General features: G+C 40.8%; 22 protein-coding genes. 16 read left to right on the forward strand and 6 right to left on the reverse strand.

Going from position 1 to position 25,838, the window contains the following annotated elements; genetic code table 11:
- Window positions 1-80 precede the first annotated feature (80 nt).
- The gene (gene clpP / locus AACX33_RS23705; protein WP_193997564.1) at window positions 81-692 is read right to left on the reverse strand and encodes an ATP-dependent Clp endopeptidase proteolytic subunit ClpP; all 612 of its coding nucleotides are present in this window, start codon (window positions 690-692) and stop codon (window positions 81-83) included.
- A 974-nt stretch (window positions 693-1,666) separates the two neighbouring features.
- On the opposite strand from clpP, the gene AACX33_RS23710 reads away from it, so the two are divergent.
- The 3 genes from AACX33_RS23710 to AACX33_RS23720 all read left to right on the forward strand — a co-directional run bounded on the left by AACX33_RS23710 (window position 1,667) and on the right by AACX33_RS23720 (window position 5,805).
- Window positions 1,667-3,724, forward strand: a complete 2,058-nt coding sequence (locus AACX33_RS23710) for a thioredoxin domain-containing protein (protein ID WP_193997565.1) — start codon at window positions 1,667-1,669, stop codon at window positions 3,722-3,724.
- Window positions 3,725-3,980: 256 nt separating this feature from the next.
- Window positions 3,981-4,589: a molybdenum cofactor guanylyltransferase gene (locus AACX33_RS23715; protein ID WP_193997566.1), complete on the forward strand. Its 609-nt coding sequence runs from the start codon at window positions 3,981-3,983 to the stop codon at window positions 4,587-4,589.
- A 307-nt stretch (window positions 4,590-4,896) separates the two neighbouring features.
- Window positions 4,897-5,805: an ABC transporter substrate-binding protein gene (locus AACX33_RS23720; protein WP_193997567.1), complete on the forward strand. Its 909-nt coding sequence runs from the start codon at window positions 4,897-4,899 to the stop codon at window positions 5,803-5,805.
- Between the two features lie 355 nt (window positions 5,806-6,160).
- Here AACX33_RS23720 and AACX33_RS23725 read toward each other — a convergent pair whose 3' ends face one another.
- The 4 genes from AACX33_RS23725 to AACX33_RS23740 all read right to left on the reverse strand — a co-directional run bounded on the left by AACX33_RS23725 (window position 6,161) and on the right by AACX33_RS23740 (window position 10,150).
- Complete coding sequence (locus AACX33_RS23725; protein WP_193997568.1) at window positions 6,161-7,129, reverse strand: FTR1 family iron permease; 969 nt, start codon at window positions 7,127-7,129, stop codon at window positions 6,161-6,163.
- 180 nt (window positions 7,130-7,309) lie between these two features.
- Window positions 7,310-7,744 (reverse strand): ferritin-like domain-containing protein, encoded by a 435-nt coding sequence (locus AACX33_RS23730; protein WP_193997569.1) that lies wholly within the window; start codon window positions 7,742-7,744, stop codon window positions 7,310-7,312.
- A 227-nt stretch (window positions 7,745-7,971) separates the two neighbouring features.
- Window positions 7,972-8,994, reverse strand: coding sequence for a ComEA family DNA-binding protein (locus tag AACX33_RS23735; RefSeq protein ID WP_193997570.1), 1,023 nt, complete (start codon window positions 8,992-8,994; stop codon window positions 7,972-7,974).
- 160 nt (window positions 8,995-9,154) lie between these two features.
- The gene (locus AACX33_RS23740; RefSeq protein ID WP_193997571.1) at window positions 9,155-10,150 is read right to left on the reverse strand and encodes a multicopper oxidase domain-containing protein; all 996 of its coding nucleotides are present in this window, start codon (window positions 10,148-10,150) and stop codon (window positions 9,155-9,157) included.
- A 336-nt stretch (window positions 10,151-10,486) separates the two neighbouring features.
- Between AACX33_RS23740 and AACX33_RS23745 the strand changes: the two genes are divergently transcribed.
- The 8 genes from AACX33_RS23745 to AACX33_RS23780 all read left to right on the forward strand — a co-directional run bounded on the left by AACX33_RS23745 (window position 10,487) and on the right by AACX33_RS23780 (window position 16,830).
- Window positions 10,487-11,173, forward strand: a complete 687-nt coding sequence (locus AACX33_RS23745) for an energy-coupling factor ABC transporter permease (protein WP_193998008.1) — start codon at window positions 10,487-10,489, stop codon at window positions 11,171-11,173.
- On the forward strand, window positions 11,160-11,462 hold the full coding sequence (locus AACX33_RS23750) for an energy-coupling factor ABC transporter substrate-binding protein (RefSeq protein WP_193997572.1): 303 nt from the start codon (window positions 11,160-11,162) through the stop codon (window positions 11,460-11,462). Before AACX33_RS23745 ends, AACX33_RS23750 begins: the two co-directional genes overlap by 14 nt.
- The gene (cbiQ, locus tag AACX33_RS23755) at window positions 11,459-12,244 is read left to right on the forward strand and encodes a cobalt ECF transporter T component CbiQ (protein WP_193997573.1); all 786 of its coding nucleotides are present in this window, start codon (window positions 11,459-11,461) and stop codon (window positions 12,242-12,244) included. The genes AACX33_RS23750 and cbiQ overlap by 4 nt, the downstream gene beginning before the upstream one ends.
- A gap of 243 nt (window positions 12,245-12,487) precedes the next feature.
- Window positions 12,488-13,318 carry an energy-coupling factor ABC transporter ATP-binding protein gene (locus AACX33_RS23760; protein ID WP_193997574.1) on the forward strand — a complete coding sequence of 277 codons (831 nt, stop codon included), beginning with the start codon at window positions 12,488-12,490 and terminating at the stop codon, window positions 13,316-13,318.
- A gap of 476 nt (window positions 13,319-13,794) precedes the next feature.
- Window positions 13,795-14,718 (forward strand): energy-coupling factor ABC transporter permease, encoded by a 924-nt coding sequence (locus AACX33_RS23765; protein ID WP_193997575.1) that lies wholly within the window; start codon window positions 13,795-13,797, stop codon window positions 14,716-14,718.
- Window positions 14,711-15,364, forward strand: a complete 654-nt coding sequence (locus AACX33_RS23770) for an energy-coupling factor transporter transmembrane component T family protein (RefSeq protein WP_193997576.1) — start codon at window positions 14,711-14,713, stop codon at window positions 15,362-15,364. The genes AACX33_RS23765 and AACX33_RS23770 overlap by 8 nt, the downstream gene beginning before the upstream one ends.
- A gap of 14 nt (window positions 15,365-15,378) precedes the next feature.
- Entirely contained in the window at window positions 15,379-16,146 is a 768-nt protein-coding gene (locus tag AACX33_RS23775; protein WP_193997577.1) for an energy-coupling factor ABC transporter ATP-binding protein, read from the forward strand.
- A 186-nt stretch (window positions 16,147-16,332) separates the two neighbouring features.
- Entirely contained in the window at window positions 16,333-16,830 is a 498-nt protein-coding gene (locus AACX33_RS23780) for a hypothetical protein (protein ID WP_193997578.1), read from the forward strand.
- A gap of 10 nt (window positions 16,831-16,840) precedes the next feature.
- Here AACX33_RS23780 and AACX33_RS23785 read toward each other — a convergent pair whose 3' ends face one another.
- Window positions 16,841-17,569, reverse strand: a complete 729-nt coding sequence (locus AACX33_RS23785) for a Uma2 family endonuclease (protein ID WP_193997579.1) — start codon at window positions 17,567-17,569, stop codon at window positions 16,841-16,843.
- A gap of 230 nt (window positions 17,570-17,799) precedes the next feature.
- On the opposite strand from AACX33_RS23785, the gene AACX33_RS23790 reads away from it, so the two are divergent.
- The 5 genes from AACX33_RS23790 (at window position 17,800) to AACX33_RS23810 (ending at window position 25,677) form a co-directional block, all read left to right on the forward strand.
- The gene (locus AACX33_RS23790) at window positions 17,800-18,795 is read left to right on the forward strand and encodes a helix-turn-helix domain-containing protein (RefSeq protein ID WP_193997580.1); all 996 of its coding nucleotides are present in this window, start codon (window positions 17,800-17,802) and stop codon (window positions 18,793-18,795) included.
- A gap of 101 nt (window positions 18,796-18,896) precedes the next feature.
- Window positions 18,897-21,476 carry a TonB-dependent siderophore receptor gene (locus AACX33_RS23795; protein ID WP_227789274.1) on the forward strand — a complete coding sequence of 860 codons (2,580 nt, stop codon included), beginning with the start codon at window positions 18,897-18,899 and terminating at the stop codon, window positions 21,474-21,476.
- 40 nt (window positions 21,477-21,516) lie between these two features.
- Entirely contained in the window at window positions 21,517-22,473 is a 957-nt protein-coding gene (locus tag AACX33_RS23800) for an ABC transporter substrate-binding protein (RefSeq protein ID WP_193997581.1), read from the forward strand.
- Window positions 22,474-22,750: 277 nt separating this feature from the next.
- The gene (locus AACX33_RS23805) at window positions 22,751-24,550 is read left to right on the forward strand and encodes an ABC transporter ATP-binding protein (protein WP_193997582.1); all 1,800 of its coding nucleotides are present in this window, start codon (window positions 22,751-22,753) and stop codon (window positions 24,548-24,550) included.
- 473 nt (window positions 24,551-25,023) lie between these two features.
- Window positions 25,024-25,677: a DUF1361 domain-containing protein gene (locus AACX33_RS23810; RefSeq protein ID WP_193997583.1), complete on the forward strand. Its 654-nt coding sequence runs from the start codon at window positions 25,024-25,026 to the stop codon at window positions 25,675-25,677.
- Window positions 25,678-25,838: the final 161 nt, after the last annotated feature.

The following is a 25,838-nucleotide window of genomic DNA, read 5'->3' on the forward strand; positions in this document are numbered from 1 at the left end:
CACCAAATAAATGCTATTTTATGTCAAATTCCCCCTTGCTCCCCGCTCCCCGCTCCCCTGCCTCTTCTGCCTACTCCCATTTACGAATGATTGAGAACAACCGGACGGCTACCAGCCGCGTGACGGTCAATAACTTGGTCAATCAAGCCATATTCCTTAGCTTCCTCTGGAGACATAAAGAAGTCGCGTTCGGTATCTTCAGCAATACGCTCAATTGGTTGACCAGTATGTTCAGCTAAATATTCATTTAACCGTTGCTTGTGGTAGAGGATCTCCCGTGCTTGAATTTCAATATCAGTCGCCTGTCCCTGAGCGCCACCCAAGGGTTGATGAATCATAATCCGAGAATGGGGTAGACTCATTCGCTTACCTTTAGTACCCGCACTGAGAAGAAAAGCGCCCATACTTGCTCCTAGTCCAGTACAAATTGTACAGACATCAGGACGGATGTGCTTCATGGTGTCAAAAATACCCATGCCAGCCATTACCGAACCGCCGGGAGAATTAATATACAAATAAATATCTTTCTCCGAGTCTTCAGAATCCAAGAATAGCAGTTGGGCAACAATCAGATTTGCAATGTCGTTATCAACCTGTTGTCCCAAAAATATGATGCGCTCACGCAACAGTCGTGAGTAGATATCAAAGGCGCGTTCGCCTCGACCCGATTGTTCAACAACGATAGGAATCATGCAGCGTGCTTGTAAGGATCTTAATTTTATATCTATCTTATCGGCTTGATACTCCTCCTGCCTAAAGGCTAGTCCCGCCGTGTAGTCAAAGGTTAAAAATCAAAAGTCAAAAAGCTTATTCTATAGGCTTTTCATTGATTTCAAATCGTTGTGCTATTTACGCCGACCTGTCCTAGTCCCCAATGCCCCTCTGCGCCCTGCTTCCGTTCGGACTTTTGGCAAAGCCTGCTCTGCGGCTTGTTTAGTCAACGGCTGATTGCTGTTTTTGTCAAAAATTTCGCTAATTGTTCCTCTACCTGACAGATGAAAAAAATCCGCGTAGGCACTTTTTATAGAGAAGAAACGTCTAAATAAATATCGACCTGTGGTCAGGGAGGAAAAAATTAAAAAACAAACAAGTAATGTCTATAACAAGACCTTCTCTGGCCGAAGAATCTGTGCATCTACACTAAACTCTAGATATAAGGGTTTACTACAAATCACTGGATCAGGTGTATTTATAGTAAATTTATGTCAACTATTGGTAACTTTTTAAACATTTTTTCACCTTCTTGTTGAGCAATTATCTAATTAATTTTTTCAAATCCGGTAAACCAATAGAAAGGCGTGTATTTACACAAACAGATCCTACTGGAAGTGCTATTAACAAAGGGATACCTGCCATGCCTGAAAAACTTGTGCAAGCCGCCATAATTACGTTTTTACTCCACCTGATAGCAGGCCTTAGCCCCAATTATCGAATTCAGACAAGAGCCAGTTCATTAACACCGGAAACGCGAGTCACAATTGTTAGCTTGCTATTGCGCTCTTTCAAATAAATAGCTAGTTACTAACTAAGTCAGTTGAGCAGATGCTCTCGTACCCAAGGGATAAGTCGCTGGTTGAGTTTTTTGTTTATGTAGACATGGTTCTAGGCTAAGACTCCTAGTAACAGGGTAGACTGAGCAAATAAGGCAACTATTTGCATCTGAATTATGACTAATCGCCTTGCTGAAGCTAAGAGTCTCTATCTCCGTAAACACGCCGAAAACCCGATTGATTGGTGGTCTTGGTGTGACGAAGCTCTTGCAACTGCAAGAAAGCAAAATAAACCAATTTTCCTTTCCATTGGTTATTCCAGTTGCCACTGGTGTACTGTGATGGAAGGTGAGGCTTTCTCTGATGCAGCGATCGCTGAGTACATGAATGCCAATTTTTTACCTATCAAAGTAGATAGGGAAGAAAGACCCGACCTCGATAGCATCTATATGCAAGCGTTGCAGATGATGAGTGGTCAAGGTGGTTGGCCTTTAAATGTCTTTTTATCCCCAGAGGATTTGGTACCGTTTTACGCTGGAACTTACTTTCCTTTGGAACCCCGCTACGGTCGTCCCGGATTTTTACAAGTTCTGCAAGCTCTACGTCGCTACTACGATACAGAAAAAGAAGATTTAAGCCAACGTAAAGCATTAATTATTGAGTCACTTCTCACCTCTGCGGTATTACAAAATGGCGCGACTAATCAAGTTGCAGAAAATGAATTGTTGCGCCAAGGTTGGGAAACTAGCACAGGGGTAATTACTCCTAATCAATCTGGTAATAGCTTCCCAATGATCCCCTATGCAGAATTAGCATTACGGGGAACTCGCTTTTTGTTAACATCTCAGTCTGATGGCAAACAAATTTGTATTCAACGCGGACTAGATTTAGCTTTAGGGGGTATTTATGACCATGTGGGTGGTGGTTTTCATCGCTATACTGTTGATCCCACTTGGACAGTACCTCACTTTGAAAAGATGCTCTATGACAATGGTCAAATTGTCGAGTATCTAGCAAATTTATGGAGTGATGGAGTTAAAGAACCCGCATTTATGAAGTCGGTGGCTGGGACTGTGGAATGGCTCCGGCGGGAAATGACTGCTCCAGAAGGTTATTTTTATGCGGCTCAAGATGCTGATAGTTTTACTAGTTCTACGGATGTGGAACCGGAGGAAGGAGCTTTTTATGTCTGGAGTTACAGCGAACTTGAACAACTGTTAACGTCAGAGGAACTAACGGAATTACAACAACAGTTTACGGTAACTCCCCACGGGAACTTTGAAGGTAAGAATGTTTTACAACGCCGCCATCAGGGGGAACTGAGCGCCACGATAGAAGTTGCATTGAGTAAATTGTTTGCGGCGCGTTATGGTGAGAAGCCGGAGTTAGTCAGAAGTTTTCCGCCTGCTGCTAATAACCAGGAAGCAAAAACTGGCGATTGGCCTGGACGCATTCCTGCGGTGACAGATACGAAGATGATTGTGGCTTGGAATAGTTTGATGATTTCCGGGTTGGCTAGGGCTGGTGCGGTATTTCAACAACCGTTATATCTGGAAATCGCTGTCGGAGCCGCTAAGTTTATTCTGCAACATCAGTTGCTTGATGGGCGTTTCCACAGACTCAACTATCAAGGTGAAGCTGCTGTGTTAGCTCAGTCTGAAGATTACGGTTTGTTTATTAAGGCACTACTGGATTTACAAGCTTGTTTCCCTGAACAAAAATCTTGGTTAGAAAGTGCGATCGCACTACAAGATCAATTCAACGAGTTTCTCTGGAGTGTAGAATTGGGTGGCTACTACAATACCGCCACTGATGCTAGTCAAGATTTAATTGTGCGCGAACGCAGTTATGCAGATAATGCTACACCATCTGCGAATGGAGTGGCGATCGCTAATTTAGTCCGTCTTTCCCTACTCACCGATAATTTACATTATCTAAATTTAGCCGAGCAAGGACTGAAAGCTTTTAGTAGCGTCATGCATAATGCTCCCCAGGCTTGCCCCAGCTTATTTACAGCTTTAGATTGGTATCGTAATTCTACCTTGATTCGCAGCACTATTGAGCAGATAATTCCTCTGATGACCAAGTATCTACCTGTGACCGAGTTTGCTGTGGTATCTGATTTACCATCAGGTAGCGTTGGTTTAGTTTGCCAAGGATTCCAATGTCTTGCACCAGCCCAAAGTGAAGAACAGTTGTTACAGCAAGTGCAGCAGAGTCAGACAAGGGCTTAATAGTTATATTTATCACCTTAAAGCACCCGTCCGGTGCAAGCGAGGCTACCGTGTACACACAAGTGATCGAATCGCCCCCTAACCCCCAATTCTGGGGGAACAAGAATTTTCAAAGTCCCCCAAACTTGGGGGATTTAGGGGGCTAAACAGGCTCAAACGCAGACAGGCAAGACTTGTGTGTACACGGTAGCGCAAGCGAGGAGCGGAGAAAAAGCATATAGGTTTACTCAGAAATAGGACGTTGATTTTATAAAAAATGGGTATAAATCATAATTCTTTACTCAGCACGATTGTCTTGGCTGGTGGGAAGAGTTCTCGCATGGGTGAGGATAAAGCCCTGATTTCTATTGGGGGAATGCCTTTGTTGCAGTTGGTTTGTGGTGTAGCCGCAGGTTGTACAGATCATGTTTATGTAGTCACTCCCTGGCCAGAACGCTATCAGCACTTAGTATTACCTAGTTGTCAATTTATTCGGGAAGTACCTTTATCTGCCTCATCTTCCCCTGACCACGGGCCACTGGTAGGATTTGCCCAAGGCTTGGCGCAAGTACAAACAGATTGGGTATTGTTACTAGCTTGTGATTTGCCTCGGTTGCGGGTTGAAGTGTTGCAAGCATGGGCGAATGAACTGGATCATGTAGCGGATGAAGCGATCGCCACTTTGGTTCATCATAGTCAAGGCTGGGAACCTCTATGTGGTTTCTATCGCCGTCGCTGTTTGCCGCAACTTTTAGATTTTATCAATCAAGGCGGGCGCTCATTTCAGCAGTGGCTAACTCAGCATTCTATACAAGTTTTGTCCTTACCAGCATCAGAGATGTTATTTAACTGTAATACACCAGAGGACTTGGCTTTGCTCAACTAAAAATCTCACCAATCGATCCAATATAGTTATGTCAAAAATTTGACTGACAATAAAAAAATAATTGTTATCTATCCAACATTACTTTTCGTATTAATACTATATACTTCAGTTAAGCTTTTTCAATAAACCTTGTATAGATAATAGCGAGTAGGGCAGTTATAAGTTCCTGATGGAATTGGGACTTGTCTGTCTACTCGCATTTTTAATGCCTATATACAGCAAATAACATCATAGCCAGATTTTGTTAATTTGAAATGTGGTGATGAGTTTGCTTTTAATTATTTTATAGTCAGCAAGGAAGTTCACTATGTATCATCGGGCAATTTTATCTGCTTTAGCATTGTTGTTGAGTCTAGTTTTAGTGGCTTGTAACACTGCAACTACACAGCCGCCACAGGTATCAGCAACAATAACATCTCAGCAAGTACCACAGGCATCTGCTACAAGAGTTGTGGCTCTTTCCTCACTTGCTACAGATATTATATATCAGCTTGATCCCAGCAAGCTTGTAGGTATGACTGGGAGCAAATTATTTAATGATGATCCGCGATTTGATGAAATTACCCGCGTCAGCGAGGGGCAAAGTCCTCCGAATCTAGAAAAAATTGTGGCTCTCAAACCCGATTTAGTGATTGGTGCAGAGGGTTTTTCTACTCAACCAATGCAGAGACTCCAGCAGCTAGGAGTTTCTACGCTGCTAACAAAGGTGAATACTTGGGAATCGTTAGAAGAATTGACTAAAAAACTGGCTCAGTTAATTGATGCTGATCCCCAGCCTTTATTAAATCGCTATAAAACTTTTTTATCAGATAAGTTAATTCAGAGTCCTTCTACTTTAGTTCTGGTTAGCCGTCAGCCAATTTTAGCACCGAATAAAAATAGTTGGGCTGGGGATTTGTTGGCAAAATTCCAGGCGAAAAACTTGGCAGCCGAATTACAAGGTCAAAGTCCAATTGGTGGATATGTTACGCTGTCGGCGGAGAAAGTTTTAGAGGCAAATCCAGAAGTAATTATTGTAGTTAGTCCTCCACAAGGAGGTTCGGAAACCGCCGTTTTAGATTCTTTTAAAAAGGAATCTTTTTGGCAACAACTACAAGCAACTAAAAATAATCGAGTATATATTTTTGATTATTATGGTTTGGTAAATCCAGGCAGCATCGAGACAATAGAAAAAGCCTGCCAGCAGCTTCAGCAGGATTTATTAGCAGTAAATTAATCATAATTAAGCAATCTGTGTTGCTCAGTGAAAATATGGATTATTTGACATACCTCCTCTTCTTGAAGGCTACGGTGTACACACAAGTCGAAGTAAACTACTAGGGGCTACGGTGTACACACAAGTGATCGAATCGCCCCCTAACCCCCAATTATGGGGGAACAAGAATTTTCAAAGTCCCCCAAACTTGGGGGATTTAGGGGGCAAAATAGCCTCAAACGCAGACAGACAGGACTTGTGTGTACACCGTAGGCAAGCGAGGAGGGGAGATAAAGTTAGCCCTGGCGATTGGAAATCGCGGCTACAAAGATAAAACCCGCCTGCGCGGGTTATTGCATAAAATATATTCGCCCAATTATTCCTTTGCCGAATTCATTGGTTTTTGAGGGACTGAATTATTCTTGATATTTTGAACAACACCACCAGTTAGACTGCGGAAATATAGCCCTCCGACAGTGGCTAAAAATACAACATAACCGATTGCCTGTACTAAATACAAATGTTCTCTGTAGCCAAACAAAGATTTAAGAATAATGCCGGGGAATTGTTGATCTGGCAATATTTTCTCAGTATTCCAAACCATTGGCCCCAAAATACAAGAGTGGACTTTGCTAAAGTGTTCGTAATAGAAACAAAGATTTTCTGAGGCACGACTACTGAGGGCAAGGTTAGCCAAACCTTCATCAAAATGCTTCAAGGCGGAAACTACTAACCCGGAAACTATCAATACTAATAAAACGCCCATCACTTGGAAAAACTGGCGAATATTAATTTTGATACCCCATTTAAATAGTAAGACTCCAATGGCAGCTGCTCCGGCTAAACCAGCAATTGCACCTAAAGCTGGGACTAATCCCTGTTGAAAATTCGCAGCAACAAATAGAACAGTTTCAAATCCTTCACGGACAACGGCGATCAAAATTAAACTAAATACGCCCCAACCAGCATTTGAGTTTTGTGTTAGCGCTTGTGTGACTGCTCCTTCAACTTGCGCTTTCATAAATCTGGCTTGTTTCGTCATCCAGATGAGCATCCAACTGAGCATAGCGATCGCCAGGACACTAAACACAGCTTCTAACATTGGCTCAACGACTGAGGTGTATTGAGGATTTACTGCCCCTAGTACTTGAATTAACCAAGTAAATAACACACCTATGAAGAAACTAATGATAATACCAACACCGACACCAGCATATACCCAAGGGTTGAGTCGGGATTGATTCGCTTTTTTCAGCAAAGCTAGGACAATGCCCACAACGAGGGCGGCTTCTACTCCTTCTCGGAGTGTAATGACAAAAGTAGGTAGAGCGGTGCTGAGATTCATTTTTTGGGAGTGGGGAGTGGGGAGTGGGGAGTGGGAAGAAGGGTATGGGTGCAGGGGAGAAGAGGAAAGTTTTTTAAGCATAGTGAAGAAGTCTTATTTTATTTCAAAATCTCCCTCAATCACTACTTCCCTGCTTTTTTCTCCTACTCCCTACTCCCTACTCCCTACTCCCCTAATTATTTAGCTGAAATCGCGGAGCATTTTTTTCAGTTCGAGATTATGCATCTCTTCTTGCCCAATCATGCCACGAGCAAATTCTTCTAGATAAATACTGGCACCGGTGACAGTAGTCAACAGACTTTTGTACAAATCCAGCGCTTTCTTTTCATGGGATAAGCTTTCTGCCAAAATATCCTTGACTTTGTGCTGGTAAGTTTCTTCCATTGAGGCGATTTTTAGAGAGGGATGCCCGTCTAAACCAGTTAGAATTTCTCCTACCTGTTGGGCATGAAGTAGAGACTCACTCGCCTGTGCTTTGAAAAAATCTACAATGGGAATGCGATTAGGACCAGTCACCATTAAGGAATAATGGGTGTAGCGTACTACTCCCGCTAGTTCAAATTCCATGATGGCGTTCAGGAGGTCGATGGTTTTTTCGTTGTCAAGCTCTTGCATCAGTTGTTAATTAAATTTACGAATGGGGAGTCATCAGTGTTGAGTTAACAGGTATAGTCTCTACAGGTATTCAAAGCCTAAGCTATTTACACTCCGTAACCCTTAACTATCGTCTCACTTCTCATTCATTCTAAACTCCTCTTTGTGCGCCACCAATTAAGTCAATGCGATCGCCTTTGGCGCGGCTTGGCCAATCGCTTAGGTTGCAGCTTGGCCGAACGCCTGACTTAGATACTGGGTTTTTTGAGAATTTTCTGCGAGTTTTCGGCAATAGTTGTCACCAACTTAGTAACATCCTCCGGTGTCTTTGCTGCTGTAGCTGGTGGAATCACACTAGGCCAAGCTTGTTTTAGTTCAGTGAAACTAGCCTTGATTGCTGCGTCTGCTTCGGGGTTTTCTGGGGCTACTTGGCTAGAAATCCCTTGATATAGTTCATTGGCGTAGACGACAAAGCCACGGGAATCTTGATATTCAATTGGTTCAGATATTTTGCTATCTGCGATCGCGGCTGTATATTCTGCGTTCGCTGCATCTAGTAACTCGTTAATCACCTGGAGGACGAATCCTGGTTTTGAGCGTTGTTCTGCGGGTAAAGCGGCGATCGCTCCATCAACTGCTTGCATGGAAGCGGTCAAATCAGTGTTCACTTTGGCATCTTTGGGATTAGATTTGACGAAATTTTGTAACCTAACTAAAGTTGTCTTGAATTCTTTAACTTGACGCTCATTTAGTTGCTCTTCGACATCAACATATATCTCTTCAACTGGATGTCCAATATGAGGTTCTGCTTGTTTTGGCTGATCTTTTTCTAGCAGTTCTTGTGCTACTAAAAGATGCCCTTTCATTAAACTCAATTTGGTCATGTAATCCACATCTTTGGCTTCACCTGTGAGTACCACTTCCTGAACAGTAACCGAATCTTTAATTTGGTTAAATTGTTCCTGAGTGATGACTTTTTTGCTCACCAAATCTTCAGGACTACCATAGGGACGGTTAGCCTGAATTTTGTTCGATAATGCGGGGATACCTAACTTGGCTTCAAATTTATCCAACTCTGACAAGATAGCAGTGTTGATGTTAATTTGAGGTTTACCACTATGACCACTGTGGCTCACAACCTCTGTAGTTTGGGAACTGGGATTAGCGGCTGGCGTGGATGGATTTTCTGCGGTTGGTGTACTGTTACAAGCACTGAGAGTCACTATCATCGCAGTAGCAACACATAAGCTGACATAACGCAATTTGATCATTTTTGTTGCTCCTAGCAAAACTTTAAGGGTAGTAAATAAAACTATTTACAGTAATAAAAACAGTTGGGATAGATTTTACTGTTCTATGAAATGATATTTTTTGTCAACTAATTACTGAAATAGTTAAGAGAATTTAATCATCTTTCTTAATTTTCAGCACTTATGTAGTAATGACTTCAAATTGACCCATGCAACCTTTCTCAGCGATCGCATCCTGATGAGGATGAAACATATACTTTCCTGGATAGCGAAAAGCAAATTCTAAAATGTGTCTTTCTGCTACACCCATCGTAATCACATCAGTTTTTTCACTGGGAGTCAGAGTCATCCCAGAACGATAGACATCAAAAAAATTGGCGTGGAGGTGAAAGGTTACTGCGGGGTCAAATTCAATAATATTCAGGACATACAGCCGAATCAACTGATTTTGGTAAATGGGGATGGGATGATGCATATAATGGTCAGGCAAACCGTTGAAAGCGTAGTATTCGTTACGGTTATCATCATTCACGTCATACCCAGCCATGACTAGAACTATCTCATCTGCTGGGGGGCGTGGTGTTGGGGGATCAACAATAAACATCCCATATAGCCCCTTGGCAATGTGACGGGTAACTGGTTCAATATGGCAGTGGTACAAGTGGACACCATAGGGTTCAGCATCAAATTCATAAATTGTGGCACTACCATGTCTAACTGGACGAACACCGTCCATTTCCGCCGGATGAGTCCCATGAAAATGTAAAGAGTGAGAATGTCCGGCTTGGTTGAGAAACAGCACCCGCACGCGATCGCCTTGTTTTGCGCGTAGCGTTGGCCCTGGTATCCGACCGTTTAAATCCCAAATATTGTAGGAGACAGCGCTATTGAGTTGAATTGTCGAAGTCCCCGCAGTTAACTGAAATTCTCGGATAGTACGCCCATTTTCTTGCTTGAGTGTCCCATAATCAAACTCTCTGAGCATTTTCATCGGGTTAGCAACGCCTTCAGTTGCTTCCATCTCTATAGACGGTACTTTGACATTTAAGTTAGTTTGTAAATTCAGCAAATGCCAGAGTGCAGCAGCACTGGTTACCCCAGCACCTGCTAACCCCAGTTTCAGCAGTTGACGACGGCTCCAACGTTTTTCTTGATCCAGAGCAAAGTTGTCGGGCATGACATAATCAGCACAAATACTAAAAATTTGCAATTACTTTTGTGTATAGTATGGGATCAAAACATTATTGTCAATAATTATCAACTATTTGCCAAATCTGGTTGAGCAGACAATTCCAACCAAAGAAAATTTTATGATTCACTTTGACATTAATCGGACTTTCGCATGGGTAATTTTTAATTAGGATATATATTGATTTAAACTAGGTCTTTGAAATACATCTATGGAGTAGAGAGATTGTTAAAAACCATTCTCAAATCAAAACTTGGATCATTAATTCTGATAGGGGTTCTGAGCTTTTACATCATCGTGGGAGCATCTGCGCCAGCTTATGCGATGCACATTATGGAAGGCTACTTACCAGCGAGTTGGGCAATTTTTTGGTGGGTGGTAGCGTTACCATTTTGGGTTTTAGGATTGCGATCGCTAACTCGGATCACCCAAACCAACCCTGAACTAAAATTACTTTTAGCATTAGCAGGAGCCTTTACCTTTGTTTTGTCAGCCCTGAAAATACCTTCAGTTTCAGGTAGTTCTTCTCATCCTACAGGTACTGGCTTAGGAGCCGTGTTATTTGGCCCTTTAGCTATGTCGGTGCTGGGGACTCTGGTTTTATTGTTTCAGGCGCTGCTGATGGCGCATGGCGGTTTAACAACACTGGGAGCTAATGCTTTTTCGATGGCGATCGCGGGACCATTTGCCGCCTACTGGATATATCATCTGATCAAGCGGCTCACTGGTAAGCAACGAATTGCCATCTTTTTAGCCGCAGCTTTGGCAAATTTACTCACTTACATTATTACCTCTGTACAACTCGCCCTAGCTTTTCCTGCGCCTGTGGGTGGTTTTATGGCATCATTCGCTAAGTTTGCCGGCATTTTTGCCATTACTCAAGTTCCTTTGGCAATTAGTGAAGGGTTGCTCACTGTGCTGGTGTGGAACTGGTTACAATCCTACACGCCACAAGAACTCGAACTATTGAATTTAATTAAAGGAAAAGCTCAAAGTAATGAATCAGTCTAAACAAGGATTGAATAACTGGCTTTTAATATTAGCCGTGATCATTTTAGCAGTCGCTCCCTTAATATTTATCCGGGACGCAGAATTTGGTGGTGCAGATGGAGAAGCCGAAGCAGCAATTGGGGAAGTGCAGCCTGGATATGAACCTTGGTTTCAGCCTGTTTTTGAACCACCTAGCGGTGAAGTAGAAAGCTTGCTATTCACCTCTCAAGCTGCTTTGGGTGCTGGAGTCATTGGTTATGTAATTGGATTATATAAGGAGCGTGACCGCCAGCAAAGGAATAAAGAATGACGCTGCAAATAGATACTCTGGCTTATACTAATCGGTTGCGATGGTTAGCGCCAGAGCAAAAATTATTATTTGCGATCGCCTTACTAATTATCACTGCCTTTGCTCATCCGCCAGTACAGATTTTAACTGCCATCTGGATGAGTATTTGGACAGTGATTTATGCTAAAATACCCCTAAAAATATATTTAAAATTAGTTTATATTGCTACTTTGTTCTGGTTCACCAGTTTGCCAGCTTTAGTAATTAATGGTATACATATTAATTACCTAAGTTTGATCCAAGAAGATACAATCATTGGGTTTAATTTGGGTTCTTATTATATCTATATTAGTTATCATGGAATCGAGCAAGGATGGACAATCTTAACACGAGCGATCGCTTCACTTTCTTGCTTATATTTTATCATGTTAACTATCCCATTTACTGAGCTTTTACAAACCTTACGCCGCTTTGGTTTTCCAGTGCTGTTAACAGATATTTTATTATTAATGTACCGTTTTATTTTCGTGTTATTAAACACAGCTTCCCAAATCTGGACTGCACAACAGTCTCGTGGTGGCTACTGCACTTTTAGAATTGGGATCAAAAGTTTATCGCTATTGATTGGACAACTACTCAGGCGCACCCTAGAAAACTATCAACAAGTTTCTTTAAGTTTAGCCTCACGGGGTTTTAATGGTGAATTTAAAGTTTGGCATCCCCATCGCTATCATCTCTCTAAACGCTATGCCATAGAAGCAATTATCGGATGTGTAGTTTTAATAGGATTGGCATGGGGCTAGTATCGCAAGGCGGAAGTCAAAAGTCAAAAGTCAAAAGTCAAAAGTCAAAAAAATTATTATCGTACTTACGAAAGAATTACGGAGTAACGAACCACAGAGACGCAGAGGACACAGAGGAATAGGGGTTTGAGAGAGTTTTTGCGTCAGTCCTGTATTATATAGGCTTTTCATTAATTTTAAATGTTTGGCTATGTAAGCCGACCTGTAATAAAAACCGAGGTTCTAAATTGCCTTATTATAATTATGCAGCAATCATTACTAGAATTTGAACAAGTACATTACACATATCCAGGCACAGAACAATTAGTTTTAAATGCTTTAACCCTAAAAATACCAGCAAAAAAGAAATGTGCATTAATAGGTCAAAATGGTTGCGGGAAAACCACACTATTTTTATTAGCTAATGGTTTATATAAATCCCAAAAAGGAAATATCAAATGGCAAGGAGAACCGCTAAAATATGACCGTAAATCTTTGCTAAATTTACGCCAAAAAGTTGGACTAATTTTTCAAGATCCAGAGCAACAATTGGTAGCCTCGACTGTAGAAGAAGATATTTCTTACGGCTTGTGTAATTTGGGGTTACCAACAGCAGAAATTCAACAACGTATTGAGTCAGCTTTAGTTGAGTTTGGATTAACTGAATTAGCCCAAAGACCTGTACATCATCTCAGCTTGGGGCAGAAAAAACGAGTTTCCATTGCTGATGTCATGGTGCTAAAACCAGAACTGCTATTACTAGATGAACCAACAGCATATCTAGATAGGTTACATACCCGTAACTTAATGGCAACCCTGCAAAACATTCATGCCTCTGGGACAACCATATTAATGGCAACCCATGACCTCGATTTAGTATACCGTTGGGCAGACTGGGTATTTGTCATGGATAGAGGAAAACTGATCTTAGAAGGAACACCCCCAAATGTATTTAGCCAGCGGGAAATTTTGGAAGATTTACAGCTAGGAGTGCCACTGATATATGAAATATTATTTGCCCAAGAACTAACAGAAGAAGAGCCGATTTTAGCAGATTTTCGGCAGAAAATATTGAAGCTGTTTCCTTACTTTTAGAATACAGTTCAGTTCAAAATTTTTTTCTCCACTTTCTTCTCTGTGCGACCCTTGCCGTTCTTAGCAGTTTCTTAAAGCCTGGGTTGATTTATTTAACCTTGCTGAATTTGAATATAAAATGCCAAAATCACATATTTCTAACTCTTCTTCTCTTCTTCTCTGCGACTCTGCGGCTCTGCGTGAATTTATTTATCCAAATTACTCATAATACCCTAAAAATCTCATTCCCCCCAAAGCTACATAAATAATTTCACTAAAACTTTATTTCTAGTTGATGATCAGCAATAAATTTCAATATTATGAGAAATAAGTATATTATTTAACGAAAAATTTATTATATGGATTTTCTGACTAATACGATAAAATCCCCCAAGAGGGCATTGCCAAAACCAGCAAAATTCTGTTTTCTATTAATGTGATACCGTAATGACATTCTTGACATTGTGTGAGTCCACACATTCAATACAGAGTAAATAATGCATATTCCTGATGGATTTCTTTCAGTTCCCGTAGCTGGGGCTACTGGTTTAGTGAGTGCTGTAGCACTTGTTGTGGCTTGTGGGCGATCGCAAGAGGATCTTGGTATCCGTCGCGCCCCCATACTCGGCTTAACCACGGCGTTTATTTTTGCTGCCCAGATGGTCAATTTTCCGGTAGCAGGAGGCACAAGTGGTCACTTATTGGGGGGAACCCTAGCGGCGATAGTTTTGGGCAGTCCCTGGGCGGGAATGCTATGTATTACCACAGTTTTTATTATTCAAGCTGTGCTATTTGCTGATGGTGGGATCACAGCCTTGGGAGCCAATATTTTAAATGCGGGAGTGATTGCTGTATGGGTGGGCTGGGTGTTAACCCAAACCTTACAACGGCTATTGGGAGGATCTAAAGGTCGTTTACCTCTGGCGGCTGGCATTGCGGCTGGTGTCAGCATAGTTGTGGCCTCTGTAGCTTGTGCCATTCAGTTAGTGCTTTCTGGAACTGCATCCGCCGCTATAGTTTTACCAGCCATGACTGGAGTACATATTCTAATTGGGATAGGCGAAGGCATAATTACTGGTGGTGTACTGGTTTACCTAGCGAAAGCCAGACCTGATTTGTTACCAGGAGAGGAGCAAGAGTTTAAAGGCTGGTTAGTACCTGTCATTAGCATTCTATTAGTTGCCGGTGTGTTATCTTTGGTGGCTTCAGGATGGCCTGACGGTTTGGAAAGAGTTGCAGAAAACGTAGGTTTTATAGATTTAGCCGAGCAAGTGCGAATAGAAGTCCCAACACCCTTAGCTGACTACGGTATTGAGGGTTTAGGAGCAATTAGTACGAGTATTGCGGGATTAGTGGGTTCGGCAGTTTGCTTTGCTGTTGCTTTTGGGATTGCTAAGGTGGTGAAGCCCAAGAATGCTTAAAGTAGCTTTGCCGTTACGTTTGCATTTGTCTTTAGTGATTGTGGTGGGGGCAGCTTCACTACAGTTTAATGCTTGGCTGTGCTTGGGGATATATGGGGCGATCGCACTTTTTTGGGCAGGATTTTTGCGCGTACCCCTTCCCCAACTGGGTGGACTAATCGGTACTGAATTAATTTTCCTCTCATTCATGGCACTACCTTTGGGATGGGAACGAGCGAGTTTTTTATTGGTGCGTTCCCTGATTTGTCTAATTACCATGAATAGTTTTTTGTTAACTTTACCTCCCCATAGTTTCGGTATTGCCTTGAAAAGCTTACCTGTACCCGTACCAATCAAGGCCAATCTATTATTAGCTGGGCAGTATCTAGAAATTTTGCTGGATGAAGTCACAAGGATGCAGCGCAGCGCTCAATTGCGGGGTTTAAATGGTGCAGTAGGATGGTTGCGCTACACAAGTGCGGCGATGATTGGAGCCTTATATCTCCGCAGTTTAGATCGAGCAGAGCGAGTTTATGCCGCAATGGTAATTCGTGGTTACAATGGGCAGTTACCTGTAGATGCGACATTTAGACCCAAAGAGCGTTTTGTCCTCTTAGTAGCTTGGGCGATCGCATCTGGCTTAACCATAACTTCTTACACAATTTAGTTAGTGCAGGTATTTTGAAATCTTCGACTTCTGATCCCCAAGTTTCTACCACAGTGATTGAGGTGCAAAATCTGGTCTATGCCTACAATAACCAGGAGCCAGTGTTGCAGGATATTTCTTTTAATTTAAATGCAGGTGATGCCTACGGCGGTCAGCTGCGCGTAGCCTTGATGGGTGCAACTGGTTCTGGTAAAAGTACCTTATTAGAAAATCTGATTGGCTTAAAACAACCAACTTCGGGAAAAATCTTCATTAATGGTATTCCTCTAGAACCGAAAACCCTCCCCCAAGTACGGCGTTATATCGGTTTTGGCTTTCAAGATGCCAATGACCAACTATTTATGCCCACCATCTTAGAAGATATTACCTTTGGGCCGCGTAATTACGGTGTTCCCCCAGCCGTAGCCATTGATCGCGCTAGGCAATTATTAACAGATTTTGGTTTAGAAGCTTACGCTCACCGTTCCACTCACGAACTTTCAGGAGGACAAAGACGACTTGCTGCTTTAGCGGCGATTTTAGCCCTAGAGCCGAAAATTTTGATTTTAGATGAACCAACTAACGGACTTGATCCCGCATGGCGACGGCATTTAGCACAAGTATTGTTAAATTTGCCAGTGCAGGTAATGTTAATTGCTTCCCATGAATTACATTGGTTGGGGAAAGTGACTCAACGTGCTTTGGTGCTATCTGGTGGACGTATTCACATAGACAGTAAGATTCAAGCACTTTTGCAGGAGAAAGAGACTTTAAACGAGTTGGGTTTGCCAGTCGATTGGTGACGCTCAAGCTTTGGCGACTAGAAGTCGCGGCTATAAAAACGAAATCCACCTGCGGGGGTTAATTTTTCATTAGTCCCCGTAAAATAGCTGCCCTTAGCGCATCTTGTTCCGCAGGAAAGGCGGACTTTGCTTTGAAAAACATCCTCTGCAAAACCGCAAAATATCTAAATTATTAGCTAGTATTATTTGGGTTTGACTGGTGATGAGGGATTTTCTGTGTGGCGTAAGTTGATTGTAATTGCTCCTGTGAGTTTGAGTATTGCTTTGCTGGTTAGTAGTTGTGAGGATCAAGTCACCCAATGTCAGCGACTGATTCAGGTGGTGAATGCTGGCAATTCTTTGATTGATCAAAATAAAGGAGAGCAGGTGATCACCAGCTTGCAACTTTCAAGGGATTTAGAAGTGATCACCAAATCTTTAGAAGAACTGAATTTGACAGATCCAAATCTCAAAGAATTTCAAAGCAATTTTGCCAGGATATTTGAGAATCTGAGTCAAGCGATCGCTAAAGCTTCTCAAGCCCTTGGTGTAGCTAAAAGTGCGGAAGCATCACCAGCAGGTAGGGAAAAACTCCAAAAGGCGAGAACAGAAATTGATACATCTTTGACATCAGCCGAGAGTGCTGGCAAAAAATCGGATGCGTTAGCAGCAGACCTGAATAAATATTGCGGTCAGTCTGAGTAAATATCCTGAACTATATAGGCAAATTATTTGGGTCAATATTTTGCGATCGCAAATAAGCCATCAGCCGCTCTTTTTCCTGGCGTTCTTGTTCAATGAGTTCCACAGCCCAAGGTAACAAGTTACCCTCCTGATCCCACCAGCGTAACCAGTAACCAGTTCTGGCTTCTTTGATACCTTGCCAAGTACCCAGAAATAAGTTGATCGCGGAAATCCAATGACGACCATTTTCATCCGGTTGCTTTAATTCGTAGCGGCCATTTTCCAGTTGATAAAATTCCAATAAACCACCATTGGGGTCAAAAATCACATAAACAGGAACTTGCAAAATTTGCTCGTAAAAAAACCATTTTCCAGGGGGATAGGTTCGCTTGACAGAATATTCTTCCCCCTCGGTATCAGATAGAAATTCCATCACCACTGCGGGAACATCACCTTGTAAATTCGGTGTGTAGCTTTTGCGATCGCTTAAAACTTGATTAACACTCGGAACATAAAGCCAATCTGGGGCTTTGAGAATTAATTGTCCATTAATAGTTGCACAAAGACCAAAATTGGAAGCAATCAACATCTGCGGTTGGATGAAACCGCTAATTTCTAAGCTTTCACGCAAAGCACCAGCCAAGATTGGCTGACCTGTATTTTCCACTGGTTCATCCTCTAGTTGAAAATCATCCGGCAACGCTTCCCAAGAGATTACCAGATTTTGTAGCTCTTTGGTTTTATCGAGTTGTGTCGCCATAAAGACCGCCTTTTATGGATTTGTGTTTATTGTATCGCTGCCAGTGGGTCAAAAATCTATGTCAAGAAATCATCAGTTATTTCAGGGAATGAATAATTGCCCACTACACTGTTAATATCCAACAAGGTTAAAAATAATTCTCATTTAATTAAAACTAAAGCTCAATTATTGATCAATTTATTACGTAAATTTTAATATAATTTTTACTTTTATTCTCTGTATAATTAACTATGACAATCACTATCTCCCAGCAAACCTTCGACGAGCTGTTGTATCAAGACACAGAAAACAGTTCCGAATATCCTGATCCCGATGATCAATTAGATGTGATGTATGATTACCCAAAGGTACTGGGACAAGGCTATTGGCGAGAAATCAAGCTGCGTCAGGGTTTGGAGTTAGCTATTGGTGATTTGCGGTTGTGCGATCGCATGATTACTGAAGACCCAGAAACAGAATGTTGGCTAAATTACCATTTTCATTTTTCAGGGGAACATGAAGATAAATATACATCCATAGGTAGCGGAAAGTATATTTTCCGAGGCAGTGGTTTGGCTCCTCAAGGAAAAACTCAGTGTGATCACGAACAGCCATTTCTTGAGGTTGAATTTACAATGCAGCCTGATGTACTGCGTTCCTTTGCGGGAAATAGTGAAGGAGAATTACCAAAACAGTTGCAGCACTTAATCCGACCCGGTGATCAGTATTACCATCGCTGTGGCACTGCCACTTTACCGATGCAGAGAGTGGCGCAGCAAATTTTACACTGTCCCTATCGGAGTATTGCCAAACGGATGTATCTAGAAGGTAAAGTGCTGGAATTGATGGGAATGCTACTAGCACAAGAAGTAGAGATGCGTGATGGTAAAACCAATATTCAGCCTTTACAACCGGATTTAGTAGATAGAATTCACCACGCCAGGGAAATCATCCTGCAACGCTTAGACAATCCACCCTCCTTACACGAATTAGCGCGACAAGTTGGTTTAAATGAATGCACCTTAAAACGGGGCTTTCGTTGTTGTTTTGGCACAACAGTATTTGGCTATTTGCGTAATTACAAACTTGAACAAGCGCGACAACTGCTGGAAATAGGAGAGATGAAAATTACCGAAATTGCTCATGCAATGGGTTACAACAGCCGCAGTCCTTTTGCTGCTGCATTCCGCAAACAGTTTGGCATGAACCCCAAGGAATACCAAAAACTGCAAAAAAATTCCGTTTAGCTATCGAAAATATTCCGTCTACCTATCGGATTAGTCTTGGTTAACACAGAGTTTAACGGTATTTTTATTGAAAGGAATTTTTATTAATGGTGTGAGCAGTGGTGTCAAATTATTGCTGGTTGAAAGTCTTGATGCTTGGTTCTGTTTGGGGATTAGTTGCCTTGCCAGCTGGGGCGGAAACAAGTTTAGACCGTATTAATCCTGATCTAAATACGTCTGTGGCAACTGCGGCTAAAAGTAGTCAAAAAATCCCTCATTTAAACGAAGTTAAGCGCCCAGCGACTACAGTTAAACAGTGGCTTGCCCAAGGGATAATTTCGATCACGGGTGTAAAACTAGGGCAAACAGACAAGGAACTAGAAGTAATTTTAGAAACCACAGGTTCAGATCAGTTGCAGCCTGTAAGTAAGAGTGAAGGTAATAATTTTATTGTAGATATTCCCAATACCCAGTTAAATTTGCCATCTGGTAGTGAGTTTCGTCAAGAAAATCCTGCTAATGGAATTACAGTAGTGACTGTAAGTAATCTCGATGCAAAGACTATCCGATTAACAGTGACAGGTGAGACGAGTTTGCCCAGGGTTGAATTATTTGATAGCGACGAGGGTTTAATTTTTGCAGTAACACCTGAGATAACGGCTATGCAGCCACCATCACAGGAGCCGGAAACGCCACCAGCAGATGAAATACCGACAACTGAGACACTACCAGCAGAACCCGTTGCACAACCAGATGAAATTATTGAGTTGGTAGTCACAGGCGAACAAGGTGGATATCGTGTGCCAAATGCTAGTACTGGGAGTCGGCTTGATATTCCACTAATAGAAACACCTGCATCTATTGGTGTAATTACAGAGGAATTTATTGAGGATAAAGCACCCCGACGAGTAGAAGATTTAGCTCCTTATATTAGTGGAGTAACAGCAGGAGATATTGGACAGGGTGGACTCTTCACTGACTTTCAAATTCGTGGCTTCAATGTAGGTAGCCAAGTTTATATCAATGGGTTACGAGATAATTACCGTTCTTTAATCAGAGACTTTGCTAATATTGAACGTCTGGAAATTTTGAAAGGTTTGTCTTCCTTACTTTATGGAACAGGTGCGCCTGGTGGAGTAGTTAACTATATTACAAACAAGCCCCAAGCCACCCCTAGTTATGAATTTTCAGCCGATGTAGGTAGCTTTAATTTTTATCGCAGTGAGGTTGATTTAACAGGGCCGTTAACTCAAGACAAGAATGTACTTTATCGTCTCAATCTAGCTTTTCAAGATTCCGATTATTTTGTAGACAACGTTGAAGATAATCGCATTTTTGTTGCTCCGTCACTAACCTTTTTAACGGGTAGTGGTGGTTCTTTAACAGTTGAAGGGGAGTATTACCGACAAGATAAAGACTTTAATACTGGAGCTAAATTCTTTGATGGTAAGATTTTTTATGACCGCAGTTATACAGACCCTCGTAATAGCCAAATTTACAATCATTATCGCATAGCCGCCTATTTAGATCAGCCCATTAGTGAGCAATGGTCAGTTAATCTGAGTGGTCAATACTTTAATACCCAAAGAGAAGCTAATCCAATTTTTGTCGCACTTGGTTTTCAGGGTGATACTTTAACACGTTTCTATCGCACAATTTTTGATGACTATAATCAATATAATCTTCGAGGCGAAATTAGAGGAAACTTCAATATTGAAGCTTCAGAACATAAGTTACTCACAGGTGTTGAGTACAATTATTATCGTTCCAAATTCAATGGTGTGAATGCTGGTTTTTTTGGCAGTATTGATGTTGCTAACCCTACTTTTGATGTTCCAATTCCCACTGGACTTAGTAATCGTAAAGTTGATGTTGATGATAGTGAGTGGGGCGTTTACATTCAAGATTTCGTAAAATTTGGGCAATTTCGGTTACTAGCTGGTTTGCGCTATGGCGGATTTGATTCTGTGACTGGTAGCGCAGAAAATTTTGTTTCTCCTAGCATCGGTTTAGTTTATAGCTTGTCAGATTTCGCTTCACTTTATGCTAGTTTTAGTAAATCCACAGAGCCACAATTTGGTTTACTTTCAGATGGGAATTTTCCTAACCCTAGAAAGGCTACTCAATCTGAAGTCGGTGCTAAAGTAAATCTGTTAAATGATAGGCTGACTATTACAACTGCACTGTTTAACTTAGAGCAAACAAATATTGCAGAGGCTGATCCCAGTAACCCAGATTTTAGTATCCTTGTAGGCGATGTTCGTAGCCGTGGCTTGGAATTAGATATTAACGGAAAAATAACTGATAATTTTAGTTTGATTGCAGCTTACACCTACCAAGATTCAGTAATTACCAACAGTGCCGTCCCTGGGCAAGAAGGAAATCGCCCAATTAATAGTCCACAACACAGCGTAGGTCTTTATGGCAAGTACGAGTTTACTGAAGGTTCGCTCAGAGGTTTAAGTTTAGGTTCAGGTTTAGTTTATGTAGGTGAAAGAAAAGGAGATAACGAAAATAGCTTTGAGCTTCCTAGTTACCTGCGAGTTGATTTAGGTGCGGCTTACAGAGTGAATAATTTGACCTTTAGATTAGGTGTGGAAAACCTTTTTGATATTCGTTACGCTTCTGGTTCAAATAATCGAGCCAATATTACTCAAGGTTCACCTTTTGCAATTACTGGATCAGTTTCAGTACAGTTTTAATTGTGTTGATTCTTGACTGAATTTTATCTAGCAAAAAACAATGACAATACGCTCCGGGATACGTTGTTTATTATTAATGGTTGTGATTTTTGGACTGATTACAGCTTGTAACAGTTACACAGTTCAAAACACAGTTTTTCCTACTGAAGTGGCAAGTAAAGATTGCCGCATGGTTAAACACACAATGGGTAAAACTTGCGTTCCCATAAATCCCCAGCGTATTGTCACTTTTTCTTTACCAACTTTAGGTAATGTACTGACTCTGGGAGTTAAACCTCTGGGAAGTACCTATATTGATATGCTGAGTGAAAATACATATTTAAAGGGTAAAGTAGATGGTATACATTCACTAGGAATTTCTTCACCTAATCTAGAAAAAATTTTACTGCTTAAGCCCGATATTATTATAGGTTGGAATGCAGAAAGTCCATTTTATCCATTACTTTCAAAAATTGCGCCTACTGTATTATTTGATTTTCAAGCAGATAAAAATTGGCGAGACTTATTTGATTTTGTTACTCAGGTTTTAGGAAAACAAGAGGAAGCACAGCAAGCTTGGCAACATTATATTCAAAGAATTGCAAAACTCAAAACAGTTTTAGGTGAACGATATCGAAATCAAGAAATTTCTCTTGTCTTTTTAGCACCTGGTGTAATATTCAGCGAAGGTAAAAACTCTTTCCCGGATTTTATTCTCAAAGATGTGGGATTACAACGTCCCAAATCACAAGATGTTATCGTACCTTATACACAAATTTATTTTTCCATAGAAGAATTAGAGAAAGTAGACGGTGATATTTTGTTTGTGGGAACTTTAACTGATGATGATCAAAAATTTCTAGAAGAACTCAAGCAAAAACCACTGTGGAAAAATCTGCGAGCCGTCCAACAAAATCACGTTTACTCTATAGATTATCTAACTTGGCGAGCCGGAAATTTACTGGCGGCTGATGCAGTAATTGATGACTTATTTAAATATCTTGTCAACACGCCTTAAATTGTGTCTGTGTATTTGTATAGATAAATTTTTACAAATGAATCCATTTAAGCGATCGCCTATCATCAATATTTGTGATTGTCACAATACTTGTAGTCATTTCTTTGCTTACTCAATACGGAATGGCGAAATTTGCATTTTTACCATTTTCGGATAAAATTTGCCGTTTTTGGATAGACTAAAACACGCAAAAATAGTAAACTTTGTATGTTTTCATTAATTGCCATTTCCATGATTGAGTGAAAACGATAAATATTCCTAATCTCTACTGATTACAATGACATCAAAAGTTGACCTAGTAGTAAATAAACTTCCTCCCCTCCAAAGGTTGCTCAACTATGGACAAAAATATCGCCCACAAATTTATCAAGCCACAACCTATTCTATTATCAATACAATTTTAGATTTAGCACCACCTTGGCTAATTGGTGTTGCTGTAGATATATTAGTCCAACAGCAAGATTCTTTTATTGGCAAATTGGGAATTACAGAAGTCTTATGGCAATTTGCTCTACTTTCATTAATTACCGCTATTGTTTGGATATTTGAATCACTTTCTGAGTATGCCTATAATAGACTGTGGCGAAACTTAGCCCAAAATATTCAACATAATTTACGCTTAGAGGCTTATGATCATTTACAAGAATTAGAATCAGCTTATTTTGAAGATAGTAGTACAGGCGGTTTGATGTCTATTCTCGGTGATGATATCAACCAACTCGAAGACTTTTTAAATGGGGGAGCTAATGAAATTATCCAAGTCACCACTTCATTTATAATTTTAATCGGTGGTGCATTCTTCATTTTACCTCTCAATATTACCTTAGCAGCAATGCTACCAATGCCGTTTATTCTCTGGGGTTCATTAATCTATCAAAAGCGTCTCGAACCTCGTTATGCTGATGTTAGGGAAAAGGTGAGTTTTCTAAATTCTCGGTTAGCTAATAATATTAGTGGTATTACCACAATTAAAAGTTTCACTGCTGAAAAATATGAAAGTGCCAGATTAGCAACAGAAAGCGAAGCTTATAAAAGAAGTAATGCCAAAGCAATTAAACTTTCTGCGGCTTTTGTGCCTGTAATTAGAATGTTGGTTTTAGTTGGGTTTACGGCTTTATTATTTCTGGGAGGTATGGCAGCGTATTCTGGTAGGATATCTATTGGTAATTATAGTGTTTTATTAGTTTTAGTCCAAAGATTATTGTGGCCATTGGTATTTTTAGGAGAAACCTTTGACCGCTATCAACGGGCGATGGCTTCCACAAAACGAGTGATGGATTTGTTAGATACTCCCATCCAAATTATTACTGGAGATATGCCTTTAGTTATTGAGGAAGTACAGGGAGAAGTTGAGTTTAAAAATATTACTTTTGCCTATGGAAATAGTGGAACCATAATTAAAGATTTATCTTTACATATTCCTGCGGGAAAAACTATTGCAGTTGTTGGTTCTACTGGTTCGGGTAAAAGCACTTTAGTCAAACTATTGTTGCGCTTTTATGATGTTTCTGTGGGGAAAATTACTATTGATGGCATTGATATTCAAAAGTTGAATTTATCTGATTTGCGTCGCAGCATTGGTTTAGTGAGTCAAGATGTATTTTTATTTCATGGTACAGTGGCAGAAAATATCGCCTACGGAACTTTTGACGCTACTGATGCAGCAATTATAGAAGCAGCGAAAATTGCTGAGGCACATGATTTTATTGTGCAGTTATCCCAAGGTTATGAGACGATAGTTGGGGAACGAGGACAAAAGTTATCTGGGGGACAACGCCAACGGATAGCTATAGCTAGAGCAGTGGTAAAAAATCCGCCGATTTTGATTTTGGATGAGGCGACATCTGCGGTAGATAATGAGACGGAAGCGGCAATTCAACGCTCTTTAGATAAGATTACTGTGAATCGGACTACGATCGCGATCGCACATCGTCTTTCTACCATCCGCAATGCTGACTGCATCTATGTCATGGAACACGGACAGTTGGTGGAAGCCGGAAAACATGAGGAACTAATAGAGAAAAATGGGATTTATGCGAGTTTGTGGAAAGTCCAGTCGGGTGTCAAGGTGGGATAAAATTTGTGTAGACTGACATCTTGCACTAAGCCATGACTATCAAAAGTTGCGACTATAAGTAAAACTCAGCGAGAAAAATTCCATATTTATGTGATGGATGAATCATGGTCAAATTCTGGAACAGGTTAAGCATGAGGAATTACTAGAGCTTAATGGGATATATGCAAGTTTATGGCGTGTAAAATCTGGAATTGAAAATTTATAGGATCAATTATTCAGTGGTGGAAAAATCTGCTGAAAACTTGCTTTCTTGATTTTCTCGCTATACTAGTTAATTAATAGACATCTCCGAAAAAGAACGTAGAGACGCTCAATTGAACGTCTCCACTACAAGGGTTATAGGAAACGCATATTTAATTGTCGGAGATGTCTAATGTAGATGATACAAAAGATAGTAGTAACCTTTTGCACTGTTTTAGCGTCAAATTTACATATCAAAATTTTTCCTTGACACGTCTTGCGAGGTACTAAATATGAAAGAGGAATTAATCGCCACATTTTTACAGGTTTTACGTTTTAATATGCGTTGGATGACTTGGAATTTATTTTTGGCTTTTATACCTTTAGCTTTGAGTATTTGGTTATTTCGCATTAAACGCGGACGTTCTTGGCTTTGGTGGCTAGGATTCCTAGTTTTCTTGGCATTCTTGCCCAATGCGCCTTATTTATTGACTGATATAATTCACTTTATCGAAGATGTCCGTCGGATTCAATCAGTGTGGATGATTACATTGGTGTTAATTCCGATTTATCTGCTAGTAATTTTGGCTGGGTTTGAAGCTTATGTCATATCTTTAATTAATTTTGGTTATTATTTACGCCGCATCGGTAAAAGTCAATGGATTTTAGGGGCTGAAATGATTACCCATGCGCTTTGTGCGGTTGGTATTTACTTGGGTCGCTTCTTACGTTTTAACAGTTGGGATTTTGTGACTCAACCTGATGCCTTACTCACCAAAGGAATTGAGGAGTTGATTGGTAGACAGCCTGTAGTAATTATGGCTGTTACCTTTGTGATCCTGCTCAGTTTGTACTGGATGATGAAACGAGTGTCTTTAGGGTTTTTTATGCAGCCCCAAAATCGCATAGGCATTCAGGGACAAGGATCTAATACTGATCTACATTAATTTTTCCGCTTCATGGTGTTGAAATAGACATCGCTACTCTCACCCCCAACCTCAATCAGCGACAGGAGAATATTTATTATATCCTTGAAATTAAAACCTCATACCAATTATTTGTGAGGCTGCATATTATTTCGACCCCACCCCTAACCTGTCTCTTATAC

The sequence above is a fragment of the Nodularia sp. LEGE 04288 genome (assembly GCF_963896525.1).
GTDB lineage: Bacteria > Cyanobacteriota > Cyanobacteriia > Cyanobacteriales > Nostocaceae > Nodularia.